Origin of the sequence: Ornithinimicrobium jinqii (assembly GCF_045032595.1) — a bacterium.
In the GTDB taxonomy this organism is placed as follows: Bacteria; Actinomycetota; Actinomycetes; order Actinomycetales; family Dermatophilaceae; genus Ornithinicoccus.
Genome location: NZ_JBJFZS010000012.1, coordinates 25443 through 48873, shown reverse-complemented (window position 1 = coordinate 48873; position 23431 = coordinate 25443). Strand labels below are relative to the sequence as shown.

Genomic DNA, 23431 nt, shown 5'->3' with positions numbered 1-23431 from the left:
CGCGCCGAACGGTCGCCCTGACGCGACGAACGGTCGCCGCCGCGTCTCCTCACCGGGCGTCGGTGATCGCCTCGGGGGTGTGGAGGCGGGCCAGCGTGCGCGCGGTCCCCCGGGGTATGCCGTGCGGCGTGGCCAGCGAGACCCCCACCGAGGTGAGGGCGGCCAGGGAGACCGTCCAGGCGGCCGGGTGCGCGAGGAGGGCCCCGGGCCAGCCGCCGGGCTCCCCCACCATCACGGTGACGACCAGCGCACCGGTCGCGAGCACCGCCCCGGTGACCAGACCGGCGGCCGCGCCCTGCACGGTGAGCCTCGGCCACCACACCCCCAGGGCGAGCAGCGGGAAGAAGGTCGAGGCAGCGATGACGAAGGCGAGCGTGACGAACGCCGCGAGCGGCACCTCGGGGAAGAACCGGCTGACCCCGAAGGGGACCACCACGGCCACGACCGCCGCCATCCGGAAGCCGGTCACCTCCGAGTGGTCGCCGCCGCTGAGGTGGCCCAGCAGCGGCCGGACGACGTCCTGGTTCAGCACGCCGGTCACGGCCACCGCCAGCCCCGACGACGTGGAGATGAAGGCGGCGAACGCACCGCCGGCCAGCGCCGCGACCAGCACGTCGGCCGGCAGCCCGGCGAGCACCTCGGTCGGCAGCCGGAGCACGACCGCGTCGGCGCGCATCCCGCCCTCGAGGACGGGCAGGTAGGCCCGGCCGAGGACGCCGTACACGACGGTGAAGACGTAGAAGATCGCGAGCAGTGCGAGCACCCGCACGGTGGTCTGCCGCGCGCTGGCGCCGTCCGGGTTGGTGTAGTAGCGCACGACGACGTGCGGGAGGCCGGTGGTGCCCAGCGCCAGGGCGACGATGAGCGAGAACGTGCGGTAGAGGCTGTGCGCCTGACCTTCCCCTCCGGTCCCCGCCAGCGGCGTCGTCCACGAGTCGGTCACGGCGGGCATGGGTCCGGACGTCGCCCACCAGACGCCGAGGATGACGCCGGCCGGAACGGCGAGGGCGGTCAGCTTGACCCAGTACTGCACCGCCTGGACCAGGGTGATCGAGCGCATCCCGCCCGCCGCGACGGACAGGACGACGACCACCAGCACGACGACCGCCCCCAGCCACGGCGGCGCACCCGTGACCATCCGCAGCGTGAAGCCCGCCCCCTGGAACTGGGGGACCAGGTAGAGCCAGCCGATGAGGACGACCAGCACCGAGCACAGGTGCCGCACGAAGCGGGACTCCAGCCGCGCCTCCGCGAAGTCCGGCAGCGTGTAGGCCCCGGACCGCCGCAGCGGCGCGGCGACGAGGACGAGCAGCACGACATACCCGGCGGTGTAGCCGACGGGGTACCAGAGCGCGTCCACCCCCTGGTCGTAGATCAGGCCAGCGACGCCGAGAAAGCTTGCCGCAGAGAGGTACTCGCCGCCGATGGCGGCGGCGTTGCGAGCCGGGGAGACGGTGCGACCGGCGACGTAGAAGTCGGAGGTCCGGCGCGAGAGCCGCAGCCCGAAGACGCCGAGGACCAGGGTGAGGAGGCAGACGAACGCCACGGCGCTGCCGGACAGCACGGTGCTCACGGCGGCGTTCTCAGCGCTCGCGCGTCACGACGTCGGTGAAGCGGCGCTCCACCCGCTCGGCGCGCACGACGTACCAGGCCGCGATCCCGACCATCGCGGGGTAGAGCAGCACACCCAGCGCCACCCACGGGAACGGCAGCCCGAGGACGCGCAGCTCCTGGCTGGCGGGAACGAGGAGGAAGAGCAGGGGCAGCCCGAGCAGCGTGGCGGCCCCCAGTCCGAGCACGACGAGCGCCAGCCGCAGCTGAGACTGCAGCAGACCCTGGAGGTAGAGCTCGCCGACGCCGGTCTGCTCGACCAGGGCGGTCGCGCGGGTGCGGCGGCGCGGCGCGGCGGCGCCGCGGCGGCTCGACGTGACGCGGACGCGCTGGGGTGGTGGCGTCGGCTCGTCGGGCATGCGCGCAGCGTAGTCAGTGGGAGCGGTCGACGGCGGGCGTCCGTGGGACGGGAGGCCGGGCCATCGCGAGGACCCGCTCGCGGACCTCGCGGGTGTGCCGTCGCGCCACCTGCAGCTGCGTGCCGTCCGGTGCCAGGTGGACGGCCAGGCGTCCCTGGCTCTGCCGCAGCTCCGCGACGTGGGCCAGGGCGACCAGGGTGGAGCGGTGGATGCGCACGAACCCCGCGCCGGCCCACCGCTCCTCCAGGGAGGCGAGCGGGATCCTGACCAGGTGGGAGCCGGTGCGGGTGAAGAGGCGGGCGTAGTCGCCCTGGGCCTGGACGTAGCGGATGTCCGAGCGGCGCACGAGCCGCGTCACCCCGCCGAGCTCGACCGCGATCGTCTCGTCGGGGGCACGGTCCTCGAGGGGGGAGGTCGGCGCAGACGTCGACGCCTGCGCCCCGGCCGCGGCACCACCCTCACCGGCCGCGCCCGGCGTCGACGCGACCCGCGGCGCCGGGGCTGCTGCCGCGACCACGCGGTCGACGGCCTCCGCGAGGCGCGCGCGGGACACCGGCTTCATGACGTAGTCGGTCGCCCGCACCGCGAACGCGTCCACCGCGTGCTGCTCGTGGGCGGTGACGAAGACCACCTGCGGGCGCTCGGCGAAGCGGGCGATGACGCGGGCCAGCTCCATCCCGTCGAGGCCGGGCATCGAGATGTCGGAGAAGACGACGTCGACGCGACCGGACTCCAGGGCGCGCAGCGCGTCGGTGCCCGAGCCGGCCGACTGCACGTCCTCGAACCGCCCGTCCTGCTCGAGCAGGTACGTGAGCTCGGAGAGGGCCGGCGGTTCGTCGTCGACGACGAGGGCGCGCATGGTCCTCATCGTAGGAGGCGGGCGGTCTCAGGCATGCACCCCGGGCGCGAACTTCGGCACCCGGAAGCTCACCTTCGTCCCGAGGCCGGGTGCGGTCTCGACGACCAGACCGTGGTCGTCGCCGTAGACCTGGCGCAGCCGGGCGTCGACGTTGCCGAGGCCGACGCTGTCCCGACCGTCGTCGGCGGACGGGTCGCCGTCCAGGGCCCGTCGCACCTGCTCGGGGTCGGAGCCGACACCGTCGTCCTCGATGCTGATCTCGGCGAGGTCGCCGAGGTCGGTCGCGGTGATCGTCACGTGCCCGACCCCCTCCTTGCCCGCCAGTCCGTGCCGGACGGCGTTCTCGACGAGCGGCTGCACGGCGAGGTAGGGCACCGCCACCGTGAGCACCTCGGGCGCGACCAGGAGGTGCACCTGGAGCCGGTCGCCGAACCTGGCCTGCTCGAGCACGAGGTAGCGCTCGATGTTGCGCAGCTCGTCGGCGAGGGGCGTGAAGGCTCCGCCGCGACGCAGGGCGTAGCGGGTGAAGTCGGCGAACTCCAGGATGAGCTCGCGGGCCCGGTCGGGGTCGGTGCGCACGAAGCTGGCGATGGCGGTGAGGCTGTTGTAGATGAAGTGGGGACTGATCTGGGCCCGCAGGCTGCGCAGCTCGGCCTCCATCGCGCGGGTGCGCTCGCGGTCCAGCTCTCCCAGCTCGAGCTGGCCGCAGACCCAGGTGCCGACCTGCTCCGTGGCCCGGGCGAGACCGGCCGAGGTGCGGTCGGCGTAGGCGGCCAGGGTGCCGATCACGCGGTCCTCGACGACGAGCGGGACGACGACGCCGGCGCGGACGTCGCACTCCACGTGCCCGCACGGCAGGTCCGCCCGCGTGAGGACCGCCGTGTCGCCGGTCCGCAGGACGCGCTCGGCGTGCTGCAGGGCCTGGTCCGCGTGGTGGTCGCCGTGCCCGGACCAGACGAGCAGGTCCTGGCTGTCGCAGATCGCCAGGGCGCTGGCGCCCAGCATCTGGCGCAGGTACCGCGCCGAGCGGTGGGCATGCTCGGGCGTCAGCCCGGAGCGCAGGTGCCGCCCCGCCTGGCTGCCCATCCGCAGGGTCTCGTAGGTGATCCGGTCGGTCTCGGACAGGAACCCGCTCTGCACCCGCCTGCGCCGCAGCCACAGGCCCGCGAGGAGCAGCAGGAAGACCGCCGTGACCACGATCGCCGTCGGGAGGTGGAAGCCCTGCATGCCAGCATCATCCCCCGAGGCCACCCCCTGACGGCGACGTCAGCGCAGGAAGTCCTCGAGGATCTCGACCAGCTCCTCCGGCTTCTCCTCGTTCAGCTGCTGCCCCGCGCCGTCCACGACGCGCAGGCGGGCACCGGCGATCCCCGCAGCCAGGGCCCGGGCCCCCGGCTGGTTCGCGCGGTCGCGGCCCCCCACGAGCACCAGGGTCGGTGCCTGGATCCTGGGGAGAGCATGGCTGAGGTCCGTCCGCCTGGCCAGGTCCAGCGCCTGCAGGAGCCGCTCCTTGGAGACCCCCGAGTCCGCGAACCGACTGGCCGGGATGAGCTTGAGCGCAGTCTGCTGGACCGACATCACCCCGCGGGGTGCTCGCACCTGCCCGGCGACGAGCACCAGCCTGCGCACCCGCTCCGGGAAGTCGGCGGCCAGCTGGGTGGCCACCATCGCCCCGTAGGAGACGCCGCACAGGTCGACCGCCTGCAGGCCCTCGAGCATGAGGTCGGTGTCGAGCGTGGCGGCCGCGTCCTCCAGCGGCACCGGTGCCTTCTCGGTCGGACGCAGCCCCGGCACCCACGGGGTCAGCAGCCGCCGCGACCCGTAGAGCCGCACCACGACGTCCTCCCAGGCCATCGGCGCCTGCCCGACACCGTGGAGCAGGACCAGCGGGGTGGTGGTGGGTGCGTCGTCCGTCATGCGGTCAGGGTATGCCGTGGGACCCGCGGCACCGCGCGGTCAGCGACCGTCGGCCGCCTGCGCGCCGTGGCCGGCGCCGACGCAGAACGTGTTTCCCGCAGGGTCGGTCAGGATGGTCCAGGTCGACCCGTCCCGCTCCCGGGTCTCGACCACGCTGGCGCCGAGCTCGACGAGCCGGGCGACCTCGTGGGGCCGCTCGCCGCCGGTGAGGTCCAGGTGGATGCGGTTCCTCGAGGTGGGCGGCTGCTCGACGCGCTGGAAGGCCAGGGACGGGGTGCCGGCGACCACCACCAGGTCGTCGCCGTGCGCCTCCCTCACCTCGGCCCCGAGCGCGGCACCCCAGAACTCGGCGAGGGCCGCAGGTTCCTCACAGTCGACGGTGACGGCCTGCACGGACAGCTGGCTGGGTCCCACCTCGGCGTCTGCCATGAGCGCCAGTCTGTCCCAGCGGCGCCGAGGCGTCCACCGCCGGCCGCCGGTCGGCCGGCCGCCTCCGCTCAGACCGGAAGGGCTGCCGACTCGCGTGCGGCCGCGAGCACCTGGTCGTAGAGCCCGCGCACGGCGTCCTCCGGCGCGGCATCGAGCACGTCGCCCTCGGGCGACAGGTCCTCCCCGAAGCGCAGGCCGGGGCCGTCGAGCCGCACGGTCCTCAGCCGGTCGAGCACCGTCGCGAGCGCGCCCGTCGCGGCCGCGGCTCCGCCCCAGCCGTAGCCCACGACGCCGACGGGCATCCCGGCCCACTCGGCGTGGAGGGTGTCGAGAGCGTTCTTCAGCACGGCCGGGTAGCCGCCGTTGTACTCCGCGACGGTCAGGATCAGCCCGTCGAAGCCCCCCACCTTCTCCGACCACGCGAGGGTGCTGGGCAGGTCGTACTCACCCTGCGCCGGCAGGGCACGGTCGGCGAGGAAGGGCAGGTCGATCGCGGCCAGGTCGACGACCTCGGCGCGGACGCCGTAGGGGGCCAGCTCCGACACCCACCGGGCCACCTTGGGGCCGATGCGGCCAGGACGGCTGGTGCTGACGACGATGCCGATCAGGGGGGTGCTCATGCTTCTTCAATGCGTGACGTTTCAACTACATTCCCGCACGCACCCGGGTGTGGTGCACGCCATACGCTGGCATGGTGACCGGTCGGATCGAGGTGCGCGGCGCCCGCCTCCACAACCTGCGCGACGTGGACGTCGACCTTCCGCGCGACGCGCTGGTGGCGGTGACCGGCGTCTCCGGCTCCGGCAAGTCGAGCCTGGCGTTCGGCACGATCCACGGCGAGGCGCAGCGCCGCTACCTCGACTCCGTCGCCCCCTACGCGCGCCGGCTCATCCACACGGCCGTCGACCCGCAGGTCCGCGACGTGCGCGGGCTGCCCCCGACCGTCGCGCTGGACCAGCGTCGCAGCGGCGGGAGCAGCCGCTCCAGCGTGGGCACCGTCACCGCCACCGGCCCGACCCTGCGCCTGCTGTGGTCCCGCTGCGGGAGCTACCCGCGCGGCGCGGAGCACCTCGACTCCGACCACTTCTCCGCCAACACGCCCGAGGGCGCCTGCCCGTCCTGCGGGGGCCTCGGCGTCGTCCACGAGCCGACCGAGTCCTCGATGGTCCCGGACGACTCCCTCTCCGTGGCCCAGGGGGCGGTGGCCGCGTGGCCGGGTGCCTGGCTCGGCAAGAACTACCGAGACATCCTCGCCACCCTCGGCCACGACGTCGACCTGCCGTGGCGCGCGCTGCCGCGCGAGGTCCGTGACTGGATCCTCTTCACCGACGAGCAGCCCGTCGTCACGGTCGTCCCCACCCGCGACGCGGCCCGCATCAACCGCCCCTACCAGGGCACCTTCTCCTCCGCCGCCCGCTACGTGCGCCGCACCCTCGCGGAGACGCGCAGCGCCACCCAGCGCGCCCGGATGCTCAGGTATGTCGACACGCACCCGTGCGGCACCTGCGCCGGGCGGCGGTTGCGGGCGGACGCCCTGGCGGTGACGTGGCAGGGCCTGGCCGTCGACGAGGCGGCCGCCCTGCCCGTCAGCGACCTCCTGGCCCGGCTGCGCGAGCGGCTCGACGCCCTGGCGGTCCGGCTCGGGCGGGACGCCCGCGAGCAGGCCGAGGTGCTGCTGCTGGGCGACCTCGTCGGGCGCCTCGCGCTGATGGGCGACCTCGGTCTCGGCCACCTCACGCTCGATCGGAGGAGCACCAGCGTGTCGACGGGCGAGCTGCAGCGGCTGCGCCTGTCGACGGCTCTGCGGTCCGGGCTGTTCGGCGTGGTCTACGTCCTCGACGAGCCGTCCGCCGGGCTGCACCCTCGCGACACCGACCAGCTGGTCGCGCTGCTCCGGCAGCTCGTGCAGGCCGGCAACACCGTCGTCGTGGTGGAGCACGACATGGGGGTCGTCGCCCGCTGCGACTGGGTGGTCGACGTCGGGCCCGGCGCAGGGTCGCAGGGTGGTGAGGTGCTGTGGTCCGGTCCGGTGGAGGGGCTGGCCTCGGTGAGGGAGTCGGTCTCGGCGCGCTACCTCCACGAGCCCGTCCACCCCGAGGAGATCAGGGCAGGACGTCCGCCCCGCCGGGGGTCGGGCACCCTGTCCTTCGCCGGGCTGACGCGGCACACCGTCCGCGACCTGGCCCTCGAGGTCCCCCTCGGTGCCCTGACCGTGGTCACCGGCGTCTCCGGGTCCGGGAAGACGAGCCTTCTCGACGCGGTCCACGACGTCACGGGCGCCCAGCTGGCCCGGGTGGAGGACCAGCCGGACGCCGACCCGGACGACGCCGAGCCCGAGGACGGGGCCGACGCACCTCCCGGGGACGCGCCCGCGGGAGCGCGCGTGGCCGCCTCCGGGGACGGCATACCGACCCGCCTGGTGCGGATCACGCAGAAGCCGATCGGGCGCTCGCCCCGTTCCACCCTCGCGACCTACACCGGCCTGTGGGACCAGGTCCGCAAGCTCTTCGCCGGCACACCCGCGGCCCGCGAGCGCCGCTTCACGGCCAGCCGGTTCAGCTTCAACACCGCCGCGGGCCAGTGCCCCACGTGCCACGGCGAGGGTGCGGTGGCGGTCGAGCTGCTGTTCCTGCCGGGCACCTACTCGACCTGTGCGGACTGCCGCGGCGCGCGGTTCAACGCCGAGACCCTGGAGGTGACCTGGGAGGGCCTGACGGTCGCCGACCTGCTGGCGATGACCGTGGAGGAGGCGCTCGAGGTCCTCGGACGCGTGCCGGCCGCCCGACGTGCGCTCGCCGCGCTCGACGCGCTCGGCCTGGGCTACCTCACGCTCGGTCAGCCGGCTCCCGAGCTCTCCGGTGGCGAGGCCCAGCGCATCAAGCTGGCGACCGAGCTGCAGAAGGAACGCCGCGCCCCGACGCTCTACCTCTTCGACGAGCCCACCACCGGGCTGCACCCGGCCGACGTCCACCGCCTGCTGGCCCAGCTGCACACCCTCGTCGACGCGGGGCACACCGTGCTGCTCGCCGAGCACGACGAGGCTGCGGTGAGCACGGCGGACATCGTCGTCGAGCTCGGGCCGGGCGCCGGGGACGACGGTGGCCGGGTCGTCGGCGTGCGAGCACGGTGACCCCCCTCCGCCCATGCCCGTGCCGACGCCCGCGACCGCCCCCACCCCGCTGCGCATCGCCCTGCTCGCCGCCGGGAGCCGCGGCGACTACCAGCCCTTGGTCGCCGTCGGGCGCGGCCTCGCCGCCCGCGGGCACGACGTGGGCGTGACCGCGACGACCGACTTCGTCGACCTCGTGCGGGCCGGCGGGCTGCGGCCCGAGGAGGTCCGCGTCGACGCCATGCGGTACTACCGCGAGGACCTCGCCGGGCGCGGGATGCCCACCGACCTCGACGGGCAGATGGGTCTGCTCGGCGACCTCGCCCGGGTGCTGGCCCCCGAGGTCACCCGCACGATGCGCGACCTGTGGCCGCGCTACGACGGGTTCGTCACCACGGCCATGAGCGCCACCTGGGCCGGGCTGTTCGGCGCGCGAGACCCTCGTCCGCAGGTGCTCATGATGTTCGTCCCCGCGCTGCCGTCGGTGTGGGGGGACTCCAGCCTCTTCGCGGTCGAGGAGGGCCGCTCGCTGCGCAACCTCGGCGCGGGCCTGCGCTCGCTGCGCGGAGCGGTGCAGCTCGCCTCTCCGGTCGAGGACGAGCTCGCGCGCAACGGCCTGAGCGGGCGGGACCGTCGCCGCGCGGTGCGTCGGATGGTGACGTCCCCAGCATTCGTCGCGAACAGCGTGCAGCTCGTCACGCCACGTCGGGTCTTCGGCCGCGCGGTGCGCTGCGTCGGCTACCCCTTCCTGGACAGTCCGCCGGGCACCGCCCTGCCGACCGAGGTCGAGCGCTTCCTGACGGCCGGGCCGCCCCCGGTCTTCGTCGGTCTCGGCTCGCACACCCTCCCCGCGGTGCGCGTCGCCCTGCGACACACGGTCGACGCGGCCCTGGGGCTGGGCCAGCGCGTGCTGGTGATGGCAGGTTCTGGCCTGGAGAGCGACGGCGGGTATGGCGAGAACGTGGCCTTCGTCGGCGACGTCCCCCACGACCTGCTGTTCCCCCGGACGGCGGTGGTCGTCCAGCACGGCGGTGCCGGGACGAGCGCGGTCGCGCTGCGGGCAGGTCGGCCCCAGGTGGTGCTGCCGTTCACGATGGACCAGCCGTTCTTCGCGCGGCGGTTGCACGAGATCGGCGTGGCGGCCCCGCCCGTGCCGACCGAGGACGCCGGCTCACCGGACGGGGTGCGGCGGCTCCGCGGGGCGCTCTCGCACGCCCTCTCGCCCCACGTCGCCGACCGCGCCGCCGAGGTGGCCCGGGCGGTGAGCCGGGAGGACGGCGTCGCAGGTGCGGTCGCCGAGATCGAGCGGGCGCTCGGGCGAGGGCTCGGGCGACAGGCGATGGGCGGGTAGTCGGTGCGGCGGCCGGTGGGCGGTGGGCGGTGGCACAGTGGTCGCATGAGCCGTCACGCCCGACCACTCGCGATCACCGCAGTCGCTGCGCTGACGCTGACCGCCTGCACCGGGGTCGTCGAGGACGAGCCCGGGTCCGACGCCACGGGGCCCAGCCCGGCCGGCGAGCCGACGGACGCCTCAGCCACCTCCACGACGGCCGCCACGGACCCCGCCACCGACCCGGCGGCCGTCCCTGCCCTCGACGTCGAGGTGGTTGCGGACGGCCTCACCCTTCCCTGGGACGTGCAGCTGCTGCCCGACGGCACCGCACTGGTCACCGAGCGTGCCGGCCGGCTGCTGGCCCTCGACGACGGCACGACGCGCGAGGTCACGATCGACCTGGCCACGCTCTTCGTCGGCAGCGAGGCCGGACTGATGGGACTGGCGCTCTCGCCGGAGTTCGAGGACGACCGCACGGTCTTCCTCTGCCACGCGGCGCAGGCCCCCGGGGAGCGCGCGGACGTGCGGGTCACCCGCTGGACCCTGGACGAGGACGTCACGGCAGCGAGCGCGGACGGGGTGGTGGTGGACGGCATACCCCTGACGTCCGGGCGCCACAGCGGGTGCCGACTGCTCTTCAGCGCCGACGGCACCCTGCTGGTCGGCACCGGCGACGCGGCCGACGAGACGAACCCGCAGGACCTCCGCTCGCTCGGGGGCAAGGTGCTCGCGCTCACCCCGGACGGCGACCCGGCAGACCCGGACGGGCACGTCGACGGGGCCGACCCGCGGATCCTCACCTACGGCCACCGCAACGTCCAGGGCCTCGCCCTCCAGCCCGGCACCGGCGAGCCGGTCGTCTGGGAGGTCGAGCACGGCAGCGACGTGGACGACGAGGTCAACGTGATCGAGCCCGGCGGCAACTACGGCTGGGACCCGGGCCCGGGCTACGACGAGTCCGTCCCGATGACCGATCTCGACGCCTTCCCGGACGCGGTCCCGGCCCGCTGGTCGAGCGGGAGCCCCACGCACGCCACGAGCGGCGCGGTGTTCCTCGACGGTGCGGCCTGGGGCGCCTGGGACGGGGCGCTCGCGGTGGCCGAGCTCAAGGGGTCGGGCGTGACCGTCCTCACCGTCGACGCCACGGGCGAGGTGTCGGGCGAGGCGAGGATCCCCGAGCTCGAGGGCACCTACGGCCGGCTGCGCTCGCTGACCCTGGACGACGACGGTGCGCTGTGGGTGACGAGCTCGAACGGCGAGCGCGACGTCGTCCTGCGCGTCACCCCGCGCGGCTGAGCACCTGCGGGTGCGGCCCTGGGCACCTGCGGGTGCAACCCTGGGCACCGGCGGAGGTGGTGCGACCCCCGACCGCGACCTCGGTCCTCACCGTCCTCCCGACGAACGCTCACAGGACGCCGACCGACCGTGTGCTGCGGACGCTGTCGGCGAGCAGCGGCATCGTCCACCCCTCCTGCTCCCAGATCAGCTGCTCCGCCCGAGAGCGAGCGCCCCACTCCGGGGCGCGTCCGAAGAGTGCTCGCACCACGGCCCCGACCGACTCCAGGTCGCGCGGCGGCTCGTCGCCGGAGGGCGGGACCGCGGCCACGAGGACGCGGTCGGCGCTGATGCCCGGAACAGGCTCCGGGGCGACCGCGAGCACGGACGGCTCGAGCACGAGCAGCGTGTCGGCGTGCACGCGGTCGCTGTCCGTGAGCAGCTCGATCCGGGACTCGCGCGCTGCCTCCAGGAGCACGTCGCTCCACGGCGCCGGTCCCTCGCCGGCCCGTGTCAGGTCCTCCCTCCCCAGCACCCCGACGGCTTCGTCGGTGCCGGTGACGCCGTCGGATCCTCGCACCCATGCCGCCAGCCGGTCGTCGAGGGCCGCCGGGCAAGGATCGGCCTGGTCGACGACCATCACGAGGGGCAGGCGCCCGGACGGCGGGGCCCCGGGGAGACCGCGCACGAAGGTGCGTGGCACTGGGAAGGGGCGTGGCCCCTCCCTGCGGAGGGCAGCGGCCTCCGGGGTCGCCGCCCCCCGGTCCGCCAGCTGCCCGTGCCAGTGCCGGAACGAACTCCGGAACAGCACGCGGTCCGGGCTGTGCCTGCCGAGGGTGAAGTCGGCCCGCGAGAGCGACCCCGGAGCGAGCCGCGTGATCGCCAGCGGTGCGAGCACGTCCACGACGCCCCCCACCAGGGCCAGGCGCTCCTGCAACTCCGAGTCGGCGCCCTTGCGGACGGTGTCGAAGCCGCCCAGGCGGTTCAGCACGTCGCGGCGGACCATCAACGAGCTGGCGTTCATCCGCTCCGGGCGGTAGCCGAACCACTGCCGCGTCAGGTCCGGCCGGGCGCGGATCGCGACGCTGCGGCTGCCGGCGGCGCGGGGGGCCTCGGCGAGGGCCTCGACCTGCCGGGCCACCCGCTCCGGATGCGACCAGTCGTCGGCGTCCTGGGTGGTCACGAGCTCGCCGCGCGCCACCTCGAGCGCCGCGTTGCGCGCCAGGTAGGAACCGCCGTTGACCTCGCGTCGCAGCAGCCGGACGCGCGCGTCGAGAGCCACGCACTCCGCGAAGACCTCCTCGAACGCCGGTCCGGACGCGTCGTCCACGAGCAAGACCTCGAGGTGGCCGTACGACTGCGACACCATCGACGCCACCGAGGTGACCAGCCCCCGGTCCGGACGGTAGGCCGGCACCACGACCGTGACCATCGGTCCGTCCACCGACCGGCCCGGAGCCAGCCTCAGTCCGTCGAACACCGGCACGCGCGAGCCGTCGACCGACGGCCCCAGGAGCCCACGTGCGGCGAAGCGGGACCCGAGCAGGCCCTCCCAGCGCGCGTGCCCCGCCGGGGAGCGCGTGTGCTCGGCGTAGGGGTTGACGAGGTCGGCGAGCAGTCCCTCGGTGACGTCCGCGCTGACGTCCGGCAGCTCCTCCAGACCGCGACGGACCAGGTCGTGCCGCCCGACGAGGAAGGCCGCCTGCAGGTAGTGCCGCCGCTCGACCCGCCGCAGCGCTCCCGGTCCGAGCCGCTGCACGACCTGGCGGTAGACCTCCACCGCGGCCTGCATCTCCCGCTCGTCGCGGGCGGCGCCGAACCAGGCGGTCGCCAGCGCCACGACGTAGGGCAGCGTGACCCCCTGCTGCGTCGTCCGCGACGGAAGCTCCTCACCGTCGACCAGCGACCCGGCGAGCGCCCTCGCGGTGCGCCCGACCCCGGCCCCCCCGGCCAGGGCGTCGAAGGCCGCGTCGTGACGCCCTCGCAGCGCCACGCCGAGCAGGCGGTCGCTGTCCCTCGGTGTCGCCATGCCGTCCCTTCGTCGCGGTGACCGTGCAGCCTACGTGGGGTTGGGTGAACCCGCTCCGGAACGCATAGCCTGTCCGCGTGAGCACGCACATCGCCGCCGGCCCCGGCCAGATCGCCCCCCGCATCCTTCTTCCCGGAGACCCGCTGCGCGCCCGGTGGATCGCCGAGACCTACCTCGAGGACGCGGACTGCTACTCCGAGGTCCGCGGGATGCTGGGCTTCACCGGCACCTTCCGCGGCGAGCGCGTCTCGGTCCAGGGCACCGGTATGGGGCAGCCGTCCGCCTCGATCTACGTCAACGAGCTGATCCGGGAGTATGACGTGCAGCAGCTCGTGCGCGTCGGTTCCTGCGGCGCGCTGACCGAGCGCCTCGCGGTGCGCGACGTCGTGCTCGCGCAGGCGGCCGCCACCGACAGCTCGATGAACGCGCTGCGGTTCCAGGGCTACCAGTACCCCGCGACCGCCCACTTCGGTCTCCTCCGCAACGCGGCCCGGGCCGCCGAGGACGCCGGCGCCCCCCACCTCGTGGGCACCGTCTTCAGCTCCGACAGCTTCTACCACTCCCGCCCCGAGCTCACCGCCACCGTGGTCGAGTACGGCGTCGTCGCGGTCGAGATGGAGGCTGCGGAGATCTACACCCTGGCAGCCCGCCACGGCCGCCAGGCCCTCGGCGTGATGACCGTGTCGGACCACATCGTCACCGGCGAGGAGACGACCGCCGCCGAGCGCGAGCAGACCTTCGGCGACATGGTCACGATCGCCCTCGAGGCGATGCTGGCGACGCCGCTGCCCTGAGTCGGTCTCAGGCTCGCAGGAAGGCCCGCACGTCGGCGGCGAACCGCTGCGGGTGCTCCAGGTGCGGCGCGTGGCCGCAGTCCTCGTAGACCTTCTCGGTGACCACGCCGCCCGCACGCTCCAGGACGGCCCGGAGCTGGGACACCATCGGCTGGGTCGGCACCACGTCCTCGCCCGGGTAGCCGGGCACGACACCGAGCCTGCCGAGCTGGGCCAGGTCGAAGAACGAGGTGTCGGACACGATCTGGTCCTGCTCCCCCCGGATCCACAGCACCGGGGGCACCGGGTCGAGGTCGGCGAACCCGCTCTGGTCCAGGTACTTCGGCGAGAGCGCGTTGTTCATGCCGCTCGTGCCCGGCGCGACGCCGGGCCAGTGCGGCGACGCGGTCTGGTCCCCGGGGTAGACGTCGTCGCCGACCGAGGTCGCGAGCATCCCGTCGAGGTAGCGCTCCTCCGCCTCGGGGTCGAACGCGAACCCCGGCCGGACGTAGAACGAGCGGAGCGTCGTGCGCGGGCTGGTGGGCCCCTCGCCCCGGTCGCCGGCTGCGAGCGCCTCGCAGAACTGCGGGTTGGCGGTTCCCCCGCCCGACCCGGCGAAGTCGTCGGCGACGGGCCGGCCGTCGAGCCCCGTGCTGCCGCCGAAGCCGAACGGGCTGCCCGCCGCCTCCAGGACCAGCCGTCGGACCCGGTCGGGGTGGTCGATCGCCAGCTGCAGCACCACGTTGCCGCCCGCCGACCACCCGAGGGCGTCCACCGGCCCCTCGACGCCCATCGCGTCCAGGAGCGCAACAAGGTCGTCGGAGAGGTCGGCCATGCCGCGGGCCGCGTCGATGGGGGCGCGCTCCGACCCGCCGTACCCGCGGAAGTCCGGCGCGACCAGGTGGAAGTCCGCGGAGAGGTCCTCCATCAGCGCGTCGAAGAACACCGACGAGGACACGTTGCCGTGGACGAGCAGCAGCAGCGGCGCGGCAGGGTCGCCCGCCTCGCGCACGAGGGTGGTCAGACGGTCGGTGCTGACGGAGCGGGACTGGGTGCTCATGCCTGCATCCTGCCAGTCAGGGCCGACGGGCGGTGGCGAGGAACACGGGGTATGCGGTGCCCTCCTTGGAGATGGTCGTGCAGTCCGCCGTGGTCACCTCCGCGAGACCTGCGGCGCCCAGGGCTGTCACCAGCTCCTGCCGGTCGAAGCCGTGGTGGCCGCCGAAGTCGTGGCTGTGGAAGCTGCCGTCCTCGCGGTCCAGGTCGGCGATGCACAGGTGACCACCGGGTTCGAGCAGCTCCGCGAAGGCGGCGAGCACCACGTCGAGCTGCGTGACGTGGTGCATGACCATCGAGGACACGACCAGGTCGAAGCGCTCGCTCGGGACCGGCTGGGTCTCGAGGTCGAGGTCCCAGACGCGGGCGTCCCGGGGCAGGATGCCGGAGGCGACCTTGACCTGCAGGACCTCGCGCATGCCCGGCGAGTTGTCGGCGAGGGTGACCGGCCCGACGCGGCCGATCAGCGCCTGCGTCACCAACCCGGTGCCGGCGCCGTACTCGAGCAGGCGGGTCGCCCCGTCGGTCGGGACCGCGGACGCGACCGCGCGCGCCACGTCCTGCGCCTGGCGCGCCTTGTCCGGGTCGTCGTCCCAGGTCGCGGCCTTGTCGTCGAAGTGCTCGGTGCCCATGGTTACGGCGCGCGCCGGGCGACGATGTCGACGAAGACCTGCGGCAGCTCCCGCGGGTCGCGGAGCACGAGCGCCTCGCCGCCGGCCGACGCGGCCAGCCGCTCCAGCGCCTCCTCGTCGACGTCCGGTCCCATGCCGATGAGGACCACGGTGACGGGGCGCTCGCCGGTCTCGCGCGCCTCGGTCAGCCGCTCGACCACCTCGTCCTCGGACAGGCCGCCGGTGCTGTCGTCGTTGATGCCGTCGGTGAGGAGCAGCACTGAGCTGATCGCCTCGGGGCTGTAGTCCTCCTGCATCTGCTGGTAGGCGGCCCACAGCGAGTCGTGCAGACCCGTGTCCCCCTCGAGGATGTCGAGGTCGAGGTCCTCGGTGACGCTCAGCACCGCGTCCAGCTGGGTGACGCCGCTGCGGACCTCCTCGTTGAGCGGGCGCATGGGGACGGCCTCGCGGTAGTCGCGGTCGCCGTCGAGCGCGGTGGCGAAGTACCACACCCCGATCGCGGTGCGCTGCGGGATGACCGACAGTGCGGTCTGGGCGGCCTCGCGGGTGAGGTCGATGCGGGTGACGTCGCCGTCGACGGGTGCCTCCATCGAGCCGGAGATGTCGATGAGCGCCAGGATGCGCGACTGGGGGGCGATGAGCGTCCAGGTCTGGGCGAGCAGGTTCGTGGTGGCGGGGTCCGGGGCCTCCCCGTCGACGGTCAGCCCCTCGGGCACGCCGGCCACGTCCGGGGCCTCCCCGTCGGTGCCGGCACGCAGCTGCAGGTCGGCGAGGTCGGTGGCCGCCTCCTCGGAGGTCAGCTGCTGCTCGAGCGCGTCCACCGCCGCGGCGGAGCCCGTGTCGGCGACCCGGACGAACGGCATGGTGACGGCGCCCACGCCCCCGGCGAGCGAGACGCCCTCCAGCTCGAGGTCCTCCTGCGCCGCGGCACCGATCTGCTGCTCGGTGGCCGGGACGACCAGGGTCTCCTCCGAGGCCAGCGCCGACACCGGCTCGCCCGGGACGGCGGTCTGAGCCAGCACGACGAGCAGGTTGCGCCCGGCGCTCCCGGACTCGTCGAGGCCCCCGAGCTGGTCGCTCGTCGCGGTCAGGAGGGCCATCGTGGCGGGGTCGGTGCGGGGGTCCCCCAGCCGCACCGCGACGTCGGACCCGCCGGTGGCGACGGCCGCCTGGTAGCTCTGCAGCACCTCGGCGAAGGTGCTCTCCGGGGTGACGCCCAGCTCACCCAGCCCGGCCACCACCTGAGGACGCCCTGCGAGCAGGACCGGCGAGGAGGCGACCGTCTGCCCGATCTCCAGGTCGACGCCCTCCTCGGCCATCAGCTGCGGCCAGGCCACGGAGCTGGGCAGCCACACGTCCGGGGTCTCCCCGTCGCGCAACGCAGACCTGGCGGTGGGTGCGGTTCTCGACACCACGGCATAGCTGAAGCAGTCGTCGGTGGCCCGTCCCGCCGCGGACTCCACGGCCGGCAGGAGCTCGGGGGCGGCCCAGACGGTGACCTGCCCGCACTCCACCTCCCCGCTCCGGGCGTCGTCGTCCGCTGCCGGCGGCGGGTCGCTCGTCACGGCGGAGTCGTCGACGTCGCTCGTGCCCGTCGCCGTGCTGCCCGTGCCGTCCTCGTCCCGGTCCCCCACCAGCAGACGGTAGATGCTGATGCCGCCCACGAGGACGGCGACCGCCACCAGGAGCGCGAGGATGCGCTGGCCCCCGCTGGTCGGGGTGGGATTGCTGTGCTTGGCCACGCTGGGCAACGTAGCGCACCTCAGGACCCCCGCGGCGTCCCGTCCTCCAGGAACTGGGTCCGGGCGGGGGCGCCGACGCCGTCCCCGGACCTGTCGCGCCTCCCGTCCGCGATCTCCGTGAGGTCCGCCAGCGAGCGCAGCAGCCGGGCGACGTAGGGGGCCACGTGGTCGGCCGCCTCCCCCACGGTCCGCCAGTGCAGCCCACGCAGCTCGGTGGTCTGCAGGGTGGCCTGGTCGATGAGGTCGGGGTGGATCCCGAGGTCGAAGACGAGCAGCAGCGCGTCGGTCCACTGCCGGTAGGGCGGCAGCCAGTCGACCGCCAGCAGGTCACCGACCGGCAGGTCCAGGCCGAGCTCCTCGCGGACCTCCCGCTCGAGGCTGGCGACGGGGGTCTCCTCCGGCTCGGCCACCCCGCCGACGAGGTCCCAGTCCTGCTTGTAGGTCAGCTCGCACAGCAGCACCCGGCCCTCGCCGTCGCGCACCAGGCCCTGGACGATGAGGCGCTTGGTCGGCAGCGTGGCGTTGAGCATCCCCAGGAAGGCTGCGGGGGTGCCGGGCGCGGGGTCGGCACGCAGGCGCGCCAGGCGCAGGACGTCCACGGGGCGGCCGTCACGCCCGGTCCCGCGACCGCGCGCCACCCCCTCGGGACGCAGCCCGGCGCGCTGCAGCACCCGCCGGGTCCGGGCGTCGTCGTGCTCGACCTCGGCCTCGACCCGGTGGTGCCCCTCGGCGAACGCGACGGCGACCAGGCCGCTCACGACCTCGAGGGCGGTGTCGGCGTCCGCCGGCAGGTGCTGCAGGCCGACGAGGGTGGCGCACCCGTCGCCGGTGGCGTGGGCGCGGACGCGTCCTGCGCGTCCCGGGCTCACCCCCGGCCCCGAGTTCTGGCCAGGCACCGCAACGCGACCCGGCACCACCTCATACCCGCGGACGTCCTCCTCGCCCCCGCCCTCAGACGTGCCGCCGGCTGGTGACGACGCGGAAGCGGTTGGCGACGAAGGCCGCGTCCGCGTAGGCGGCGTTGGCGGCCGGGTTCGCGCCGGTCCCGTGGTAGTCGGAGAAGGCCGCCGTCTGGTTGACGAAGACCTGGCCGGTGAGGTTCTCCGACAGGGAGACCCCGGCTTCGGCGGCGGCGTCGCGCGCGGCGTCGAGGACGTCCGCGGAGGTGGAGTAGACCGCTGCGGTCATCCCGCCGTGCTCGCGCACCGTCGCGGCGAAGATCCGCAGCGACTCCTCGGTGTCGGCGGTGCGGACGAGGAAGGCCACCGGGCCGAAGCACTCCTGCGTGTAGGCGGCCTCGTCGGCGGCGTCGACGGCCACCAGCGCCGGGGTGCGCACCACGGCGTCGGGATAGGTCGGGTGGTGGACCTCGCGGGCGTCGAGCACCACCTGGCCCCCCAGCCGCTGCGCCAGCGCGGGCACGTCGGTGGCCCGGCTGCGGACGTCGTCGTTGACCGTGGCGCCGAGGATCTCGACGGCCTTGGCGTCGTCGGCGGTGAACCGGGAGATGGCCGCGCCCAGCCGGGTGCCGAACTCCTCGGCCGACAGGTGACCCTCGTCGGTGTCCACGCCGGTCGCGGGGACGTAGACGTTCTGCGGGGCGGTGCACATCTGGCCGGAGTAGAGGGAGAACGAGAAGGCGAGGTTGCCGAGCATGCCGCGCAGGTCGTCGGTCGAGTCGACGACGACCGTGTTGAGGCCGGCCTTCTCGGTGTAGACGAGCCGGCCGCCGGCCGCCGCCTCGGTCTCCAGCCAGTGCCCGAAGCCCGGTCCGCCGGTGTAGTCGACGATCCGGACGTCGGGGTGCAGCGCCAGGTCCTTGGCCAGCGTGCCGCCGTCGTCCTCGGCCGCCAGCTGCACCAGCGCCCGGTCGAAGCCGGCCTCGGCCAGCACCTCGCGCGCCACCGCGACGGTGATCGCCAGCGGCAGCACGGCGCGCGGGTGCGGCTTGACGACGACCGGGTTGCCGGTGGCCAGGCTGGCGAAGAGGCCCGGGTAGGCGTTCCAGGTCGGGAAGGTGTTGCAGCCGATGACCAGCGCGACCCCGCGCGGCACGATCCGGTAGTCCTTCTGCATGCGGATCGGCTCGCCGCGTGCGGGCTTCTCCCACGTCACGGACGCGGGGATGCGCTCCTGCTCCTCGAGGGCGGCGACGACCGCCTCGAGCGCCCGGTCCTGCGCGTGCGGGCCGCCGGCCTGGAAGGACATGACGAAGGGCTGGCCGCTGGTGTGCATCACCGCGTGGGCGAGCTCGTGGGAGCGGGCGTTGATCCGGTCGACGATCTCGACGCACACCGCCGCCCGCACCTGCGCGCCCGCGTCCCGCCAGGCCGGGAGCGCGGCGCGGGCCGCAGCCATGGCGGCGTCGACGTCGAGCTCGGGGTAGCGAACGCCCAGCCAAGGGCCGTAGGGGCTGACCTCGCTGCCGACTGTGCGCCCGGTGGAGGGCTGGTCGGCGAGCGCGCCGAAGTCGTGGTGAAGCGTCCGGTCGTGGGCGCGCAGCCCGTCCTCGGGCGCGGTCTCGCCGTAGACGCGGGGGCTCGGCGACTCGGGGTAGCGGCTGAACCAGGAGCGCTCGCGCAGCGCCGTCCCCGCCTGCTCGAGGGTCTCGCGGTGCCGGTCCAGGAGCGGGTGGCCCGCTGCGGTGGTCGTGCGGGCCGGGCCGGTGTCGTCGGTGGGCTTCGTTGCGGTCTCGGACATGGCGCCAGCGTAACCAGCGTCGCCGACAGCTATCTGCGTCGGCGGACCCGCGACTCGTCCCAGACCGGTTCGTCGGCCTCGTAGACCTCCCCGTCGGCGCCGAACACGAGGAAGCGGTCGAACCCGCGGGCGAACCAGCGGTCGTGGGTCACCGCCAGCACCGTCCCGTCGAAGGACCGCAGCCCCTCCTCCAGCGCTTCTGCCGAGTGGAGGTCGAGGTTGTCGGTCGGCTCGTCCAGCAGCAGGAGCGTCGCCCCCGACAGCTCGAGCACGAGGATCTGGAACCGGGCCTGCTGCCCCCCGGAGAGCGAGTCGAAGATCTGCTCCGCCGCCCCCGCCAGCTCGTAGCGGTCCAGCACCCGCGACGCCTCGTCGCGCCCCCGGCCGCGACGGTGGTCGTCCCCGCGGTGCAGGATCTCGAGCAGCGTGCGACCGGTGAAGTCGTGGTGCTCGTGGGTCTGTGCGAACCACCCGGGCCGGACCCGGGACCCCAACCGCACCACCCCGGTATGCCGCACCGCCGGCGGGCGCAGGTCGCCCACCGGGAGGTGCTCGGGCTCTGGGTCGGACCCGCCGGCCGCCAGCAACCGGAGGAAGTGCGACTTGCCCGAGCCGTTGGACCCGAGCACGGCGACGCGCTCGCCGTACCAGACCTCGAGGTCGAAGGGGCGCATGAGCGCGTCAGCGCCGGCGGGGGCACCCTCCGGGGCGAGCAGCTCCACGCGCTCGCAGATGACGGCCCGCTTGGCGGTGCGGCCGCCGGTCAGCCGCATCGTGACGTGCTGCTCGTGGGCGACCTTCTCCGGCGGTCCGGCCTCCTCGAAGCGGCGCATCCGCGTCCTCGCCGCCTGGTAGCGGGCCGCCATGTCGGCGTTGTAGGACGCCTTCTGCTTGTACATCAGGACGAGCGCCCGCAGCTTGGCGTGCTCCTCCTCCCAGCGCTTCAGCGCCTCCTCGAGCCGGGCGTTGCGCTCCTCGCGCGCCTGGTGCCAGGTGGCGAACGAGGCGGGGTGCGTCCACGCCGTGGCCCCTGCCGCCCCCGGTTCCAGCGTGACGATGCGGGTGGCGGCCTGGCTGAGGAGCTCGCGGTCGTGGCTGACGAGCAGCACGGTCTTGTCCGTCTCGCGCAGCCGGCCCTCGAGCCAGCGCTTCCCCGGCACGTCGAGGAAGTTGTCCGGTTCGTCGAGCAGCAGGACCTCGTCGGGGCCGCGGAGCAGCGCCTCCAGGACCAGCCGCTTCTGCTCGCCGCCGGAGAGCGTCGAGGCACGGCGCCACTGGTGCTGCTCGAAGCCGACCCCGAGGGCTGCGGTCGTCACCGTGTCCCAGCGTGTCTCCTGCTCGTAGCCGCCGACGTCGCCCCAGTCGGCGAGCGCCTGGGCGTAGGCGAGCTGGGTCGGCTCGTCGTCGACCTCCATCATCGCCAGCTCGGTGGTGTCGACGGCGCGCGCGGCGGCCCGGATGCGCTCCGGGGCCACGCCCACGAGGAGGTCGCGGACCGTCGCGTCGTCGCGGACCGAGCCGATGAACTGCCGCATCACGCCGATCCCGCCACTGCGCGAGACGGTTCCGCCGTGCGCGTCGAGGTCGCCGGCGACGATCCGCAGCAGGGTGGTCTTGCCGGTGCCGTTGGGGCCGACCAGCGCCACGATCGCGCCCTCGCCGACCCGGAAGCTGACCTCGTCGAGCAACGGTCGGCCGTCGGGCAGCGAGAAACTGATCTGGCTCAGGTCGACGTGTCCCACGCGCCGAGCCTCGCAGACGGGGGGAGGGCGCGCGAGCGTCCGCGCACCTCGGCGACGACGGCACCGTCCGCCTCACGGCATACCTCGATGTCGGTGAGCCCGCTGCGGCCGTAGGTGACGCGCTCGCGGCCGTGCGCGACGAGCACGTCGCCGAGTCGTGCGACAGCGACGAAGGTGACGTCCGCGCCCGCGGCCACGCTGGTGCGCCCGGTGGCGTTGCAGGCCAGGGCGAAGGTCGAGTCGGCGAGGGTGAAGAGGTAGCCGCCGTGGGCGATCCCGTGCCCGTTGACCATCGCGGGGGTCACCACCATCCGGGTGCGCGCGTGCCCGCGCCCGTCCTCGACGCCCACCTCGAGCAGCTCGATTCCGAGTGCGGCCGACGCTGCGTCTTCGGCCCACATCCGCTGCACGTGGGCGAGGTCGGACGACTGGTCGTTCACAGGTCCTCGAGCCCCGGGCTGGTGCGGTAGCGGCCGCCGGGGTAGACGCGGTCCAGCTCCTCGAGCTGGGCACGGACGGCCTCGGCACCGAGCTCCTCGAGCCAGCCGAAGGGTCCCTGGGGGTAGTTCGTGCCCAGCCGCATCGCGGTGTCGACGTCCTCGGGGGTCGCCTCGCCGCGGTGGACCAGGTCGACGCCCTCGTTGACGAGCATCGCGAGCGTGCGGGCGACGGGGTCGGTGACCACCGGACCGCCGACCAGTCGCTCCGCCAGGTCCGCGTCCGGCTCGGCGTCGAGCGCGCGTCCGTCGTCGTCGTAGCGGAAGATCCCCCGACCGGTCTTGCGGCCGAGCCGGCCGGCGCGGACGAGGTCGCGCTGCAGGTCGGCCGGGGCGTAGCGCGGGTCCTCGTCGGTCTGGTGCCAGACGGACTCGCTCACGGCGAGGTTGACGTCCTGGCCGATGAGGTCGGTGAGCTCCAGCGGACCCATCCGGAACCCGGCGCCGCGCAGCGCGAGGTCGATGGTGGCCGGGTCGGCGATGCCCTCCTCGACCATCCGCTGCGCCTCGCCGTAGAAGGGTCGCGCCACCCGGTTGACGATGAAGCCGGGCGTCGAGGTGCACTGCACCGGCGTCTTCCCCCAGCGGCGCATCAGCCCGGCGGCGTCCTCGAGGACGGCCGGGTCGGAGTCGGTGCCTCTCACCACCTCGACCAGGCGCATCGCCGTCGGCGGGTTGAAGAAGTGCAGGCCCACGACGCGGCCGGGCAGGGCCAGCGCCGGGGAGCGACCTCCGTGCAGGGCGGCGTCGTGCCCGGTGGTCGCCACCCCCGTGATGCCGTCGATCGGCAGGCTGGAGGTGTTGGTCGCCAGGACGGTGGCGGGCGGCTGCGTCTGCTCCAGCTGACGGAAGATCACCCGCTTGATGTCGAGGTGCTCGACGACGGCCTCGACCACCAGCCCGACCGGGGGGACGGTCGTCATGTCGCTGGTCGTGAGCGGGGTGATGCGGGCCAGCGCCGCGTCCGCGTCGGCGCGCCCGAGGCGGCCCTTCTCGACCCGTGCCGAGACGGCCTCGGCGAGGCGCCTGAGGGCCTGCTCCGCGGCGCCGGACTGACTGTCGACGAGGAGGACGGGGTGCCCGGCCAGGGCCGCCACCTGGGCGATCCCGCTGCCCATCGAGCCTGCGCCGATGACGGCCACGGTCAGCTCGGCGGCCGGTCGGCCCACGAGCGGGCCGGCAAGCGGTCCGGCGGCCGGGCCGGAGGACGAGGACGTCTCAGTCATGGCACGACTCTTTCACGTGCCTCCGACGTACCCGCGATCACGGTTGCGTAGCTCTCCGCGGACGATGAGGCTCCCCGCGTAGGGCCTCAAGACGCGGTGGACGTGGTGGGCCCACGGGCCGGTCGAGGGCACTTGTCCACAG

General features: G+C 74.3%; 20 protein-coding genes. 4 read left to right on the top strand and 16 right to left on the bottom strand.

The window, feature by feature from the left end; translation table 11 throughout:
• Nucleotides 1–49: 49 nt before the first annotated feature.
• From ACI3ET_RS05480 to ACI3ET_RS05450, 7 genes are all read right to left on the bottom strand, one after another.
• Nucleotides 50–1573: a sodium/solute symporter gene (locus tag ACI3ET_RS05480; RefSeq protein ID WP_405031966.1), complete on the bottom strand. Its 1524-nt coding sequence runs from the start codon at nucleotides 1571–1573 to the stop codon at nucleotides 50–52.
• Between the two features lie 10 nt (nucleotides 1574–1583).
• Nucleotides 1584–1970, bottom strand: a complete 387-nt coding sequence (locus ACI3ET_RS05475) for a hypothetical protein (RefSeq protein WP_405031965.1) — start codon at nucleotides 1968–1970, stop codon at nucleotides 1584–1586.
• A 13-nt stretch (nucleotides 1971–1983) separates the two neighbouring features.
• Nucleotides 1984–2829: a LytR/AlgR family response regulator transcription factor gene (locus ACI3ET_RS05470; protein ID WP_405031964.1), complete on the bottom strand. Its 846-nt coding sequence runs from the start codon at nucleotides 2827–2829 to the stop codon at nucleotides 1984–1986.
• 27 nt (nucleotides 2830–2856) lie between these two features.
• Nucleotides 2857–4056: a sensor histidine kinase gene (locus ACI3ET_RS05465; protein WP_405031963.1), complete on the bottom strand. Its 1200-nt coding sequence runs from the start codon at nucleotides 4054–4056 to the stop codon at nucleotides 2857–2859.
• A 39-nt stretch (nucleotides 4057–4095) separates the two neighbouring features.
• Nucleotides 4096–4746, bottom strand: coding sequence for an alpha/beta fold hydrolase (locus ACI3ET_RS05460; protein WP_405031962.1), 651 nt, complete (start codon nucleotides 4744–4746; stop codon nucleotides 4096–4098).
• 39 nt (nucleotides 4747–4785) lie between these two features.
• Nucleotides 4786–5175: a VOC family protein gene (locus tag ACI3ET_RS05455; RefSeq protein ID WP_405031961.1), complete on the bottom strand. Its 390-nt coding sequence runs from the start codon at nucleotides 5173–5175 to the stop codon at nucleotides 4786–4788.
• A 68-nt stretch (nucleotides 5176–5243) separates the two neighbouring features.
• Nucleotides 5244–5795, bottom strand: coding sequence for an NADPH-dependent FMN reductase (locus ACI3ET_RS05450; RefSeq protein ID WP_405031960.1), 552 nt, complete (start codon nucleotides 5793–5795; stop codon nucleotides 5244–5246).
• A 71-nt stretch (nucleotides 5796–5866) separates the two neighbouring features.
• Here ACI3ET_RS05450 and ACI3ET_RS05445 point away from each other — a divergent pair, with 71 nt between their 5' ends.
• Genes ACI3ET_RS05445 through ACI3ET_RS05435 form a run of 3 tightly spaced genes read left to right on the top strand, consistent with a single transcriptional unit; the run spans nucleotide 5867 to nucleotide 10913 of the window.
• A complete protein-coding gene (locus tag ACI3ET_RS05445) occupies nucleotides 5867–8305 on the top strand; it encodes an excinuclease ABC subunit UvrA (RefSeq protein WP_405031959.1) in 2439 nt (812 codons plus the stop codon).
• Between the two features lie 13 nt (nucleotides 8306–8318).
• On the top strand, nucleotides 8319–9635 hold the full coding sequence (locus ACI3ET_RS05440; protein ID WP_405031958.1) for a glycosyltransferase: 1317 nt from the start codon (nucleotides 8319–8321) through the stop codon (nucleotides 9633–9635).
• Between the two features lie 45 nt (nucleotides 9636–9680).
• Nucleotides 9681–10913, top strand: coding sequence for a PQQ-dependent sugar dehydrogenase (locus tag ACI3ET_RS05435; protein ID WP_405031957.1), 1233 nt, complete (start codon nucleotides 9681–9683; stop codon nucleotides 10911–10913).
• 109 nt (nucleotides 10914–11022) lie between these two features.
• On the opposite strand, the gene ACI3ET_RS05430 is transcribed toward ACI3ET_RS05435, so the two are convergent.
• Complete coding sequence (locus ACI3ET_RS05430) at nucleotides 11023–12921, bottom strand: glycosyltransferase family 2 protein (RefSeq protein ID WP_405031956.1); 1899 nt, start codon at nucleotides 12919–12921, stop codon at nucleotides 11023–11025.
• A 77-nt stretch (nucleotides 12922–12998) separates the two neighbouring features.
• Here ACI3ET_RS05430 and deoD point away from each other — a divergent pair, with 77 nt between their 5' ends.
• Nucleotides 12999–13715: a purine-nucleoside phosphorylase gene (gene deoD, locus ACI3ET_RS05425; RefSeq protein ID WP_405031955.1), complete on the top strand. Its 717-nt coding sequence runs from the start codon at nucleotides 12999–13001 to the stop codon at nucleotides 13713–13715.
• Between the two features lie 7 nt (nucleotides 13716–13722).
• Here deoD and ACI3ET_RS05420 read toward each other — a convergent pair whose 3' ends face one another.
• From ACI3ET_RS05420 to ACI3ET_RS05385, 8 genes are all read right to left on the bottom strand, one after another.
• Nucleotides 13723–14754, bottom strand: a complete 1032-nt coding sequence (locus ACI3ET_RS05420) for an alpha/beta fold hydrolase (protein WP_405031954.1) — start codon at nucleotides 14752–14754, stop codon at nucleotides 13723–13725.
• 16 nt (nucleotides 14755–14770) lie between these two features.
• Entirely contained in the window at nucleotides 14771–15382 is a 612-nt protein-coding gene (locus ACI3ET_RS05415) for a class I SAM-dependent DNA methyltransferase (RefSeq protein WP_405031953.1), read from the bottom strand.
• Nucleotides 15383–15384: 2 nt separating this feature from the next.
• The gene (locus tag ACI3ET_RS05410; RefSeq protein ID WP_405031952.1) at nucleotides 15385–17124 is read right to left on the bottom strand and encodes a substrate-binding domain-containing protein; all 1740 of its coding nucleotides are present in this window, start codon (nucleotides 17122–17124) and stop codon (nucleotides 15385–15387) included.
• A gap of 20 nt (nucleotides 17125–17144) precedes the next feature.
• The gene (locus tag ACI3ET_RS05405) at nucleotides 17145–17993 is read right to left on the bottom strand and encodes an NUDIX hydrolase (protein ID WP_405031951.1); all 849 of its coding nucleotides are present in this window, start codon (nucleotides 17991–17993) and stop codon (nucleotides 17145–17147) included.
• Nucleotides 17994–18075: 82 nt separating this feature from the next.
• Complete coding sequence (gene paaN / locus ACI3ET_RS05400) at nucleotides 18076–19824, bottom strand: phenylacetic acid degradation protein PaaN (protein ID WP_405031950.1); 1749 nt, start codon at nucleotides 19822–19824, stop codon at nucleotides 18076–18078.
• A gap of 29 nt (nucleotides 19825–19853) precedes the next feature.
• Nucleotides 19854–21566, bottom strand: a complete 1713-nt coding sequence (locus tag ACI3ET_RS05395; RefSeq protein WP_405031949.1) for an ABC-F family ATP-binding cassette domain-containing protein — start codon at nucleotides 21564–21566, stop codon at nucleotides 19854–19856.
• Nucleotides 21548–22006: a hotdog fold thioesterase gene (locus tag ACI3ET_RS05390; RefSeq protein WP_405031948.1), complete on the bottom strand. Its 459-nt coding sequence runs from the start codon at nucleotides 22004–22006 to the stop codon at nucleotides 21548–21550. Before ACI3ET_RS05390 ends, ACI3ET_RS05395 begins: the two co-directional genes overlap by 19 nt.
• Nucleotides 22003–23289: a 3-hydroxyacyl-CoA dehydrogenase NAD-binding domain-containing protein gene (locus ACI3ET_RS05385; RefSeq protein WP_405031947.1), complete on the bottom strand. Its 1287-nt coding sequence runs from the start codon at nucleotides 23287–23289 to the stop codon at nucleotides 22003–22005. Before ACI3ET_RS05385 ends, ACI3ET_RS05390 begins: the two co-directional genes overlap by 4 nt.
• Between the last annotated feature and the right edge of the window lie 142 nt (nucleotides 23290–23431).

Bases quoted from the DNA above. Each gene is read 5' to 3' on its own strand.
- ACI3ET_RS05475 (WP_405031965.1), bottom strand. From the start codon at position 1,970: ATGCCCGACGAGCCGACGCCACCACCCCAGCGCGTCCGCGTCACGTCG.
- ACI3ET_RS05470 (WP_405031964.1), bottom strand. From the start codon at position 2,829: ATGCGCGCCCTCGTCGTCGACGACGAACCGCCGGCCCTCTCCGAGCTC.
- ACI3ET_RS05465 (WP_405031963.1), bottom strand. From the start codon at position 4,056: ATGCAGGGCTTCCACCTCCCGACGGCGATCGTGGTCACGGCGGTCTTC.
- ACI3ET_RS05460 (WP_405031962.1), bottom strand. From the start codon at position 4,746: ATGACGGACGACGCACCCACCACCACCCCGCTGGTCCTGCTCCACGGT.
- ACI3ET_RS05455 (WP_405031961.1), bottom strand. From the start codon at position 5,175: ATGGCAGACGCCGAGGTGGGACCCAGCCAGCTGTCCGTGCAGGCCGTC.
- ACI3ET_RS05450 (WP_405031960.1), bottom strand. From the start codon at position 5,795: ATGAGCACCCCCCTGATCGGCATCGTCGTCAGCACCAGCCGTCCTGGC.
- ACI3ET_RS05445 (WP_405031959.1), top strand. From the start codon at position 5,867: ATGGTGACCGGTCGGATCGAGGTGCGCGGCGCCCGCCTCCACAACCTG.
- ACI3ET_RS05440 (WP_405031958.1), top strand. From the start codon at position 8,319: ATGCCCGTGCCGACGCCCGCGACCGCCCCCACCCCGCTGCGCATCGCC.
- ACI3ET_RS05435 (WP_405031957.1), top strand. From the start codon at position 9,681: ATGAGCCGTCACGCCCGACCACTCGCGATCACCGCAGTCGCTGCGCTG.
- ACI3ET_RS05430 (WP_405031956.1), bottom strand. From the start codon at position 12,921: ATGGCGACACCGAGGGACAGCGACCGCCTGCTCGGCGTGGCGCTGCGA.
- ACI3ET_RS05420 (WP_405031954.1), bottom strand. From the start codon at position 14,754: ATGAGCACCCAGTCCCGCTCCGTCAGCACCGACCGTCTGACCACCCTC.
- ACI3ET_RS05415 (WP_405031953.1), bottom strand. From the start codon at position 15,382: ATGGGCACCGAGCACTTCGACGACAAGGCCGCGACCTGGGACGACGAC.
- paaN (WP_405031950.1), bottom strand. From the start codon at position 19,824: ATGTCCGAGACCGCAACGAAGCCCACCGACGACACCGGCCCGGCCCGC.
- ACI3ET_RS05385 (WP_405031947.1), bottom strand. From the start codon at position 23,289: ATGACTGAGACGTCCTCGTCCTCCGGCCCGGCCGCCGGACCGCTTGCC.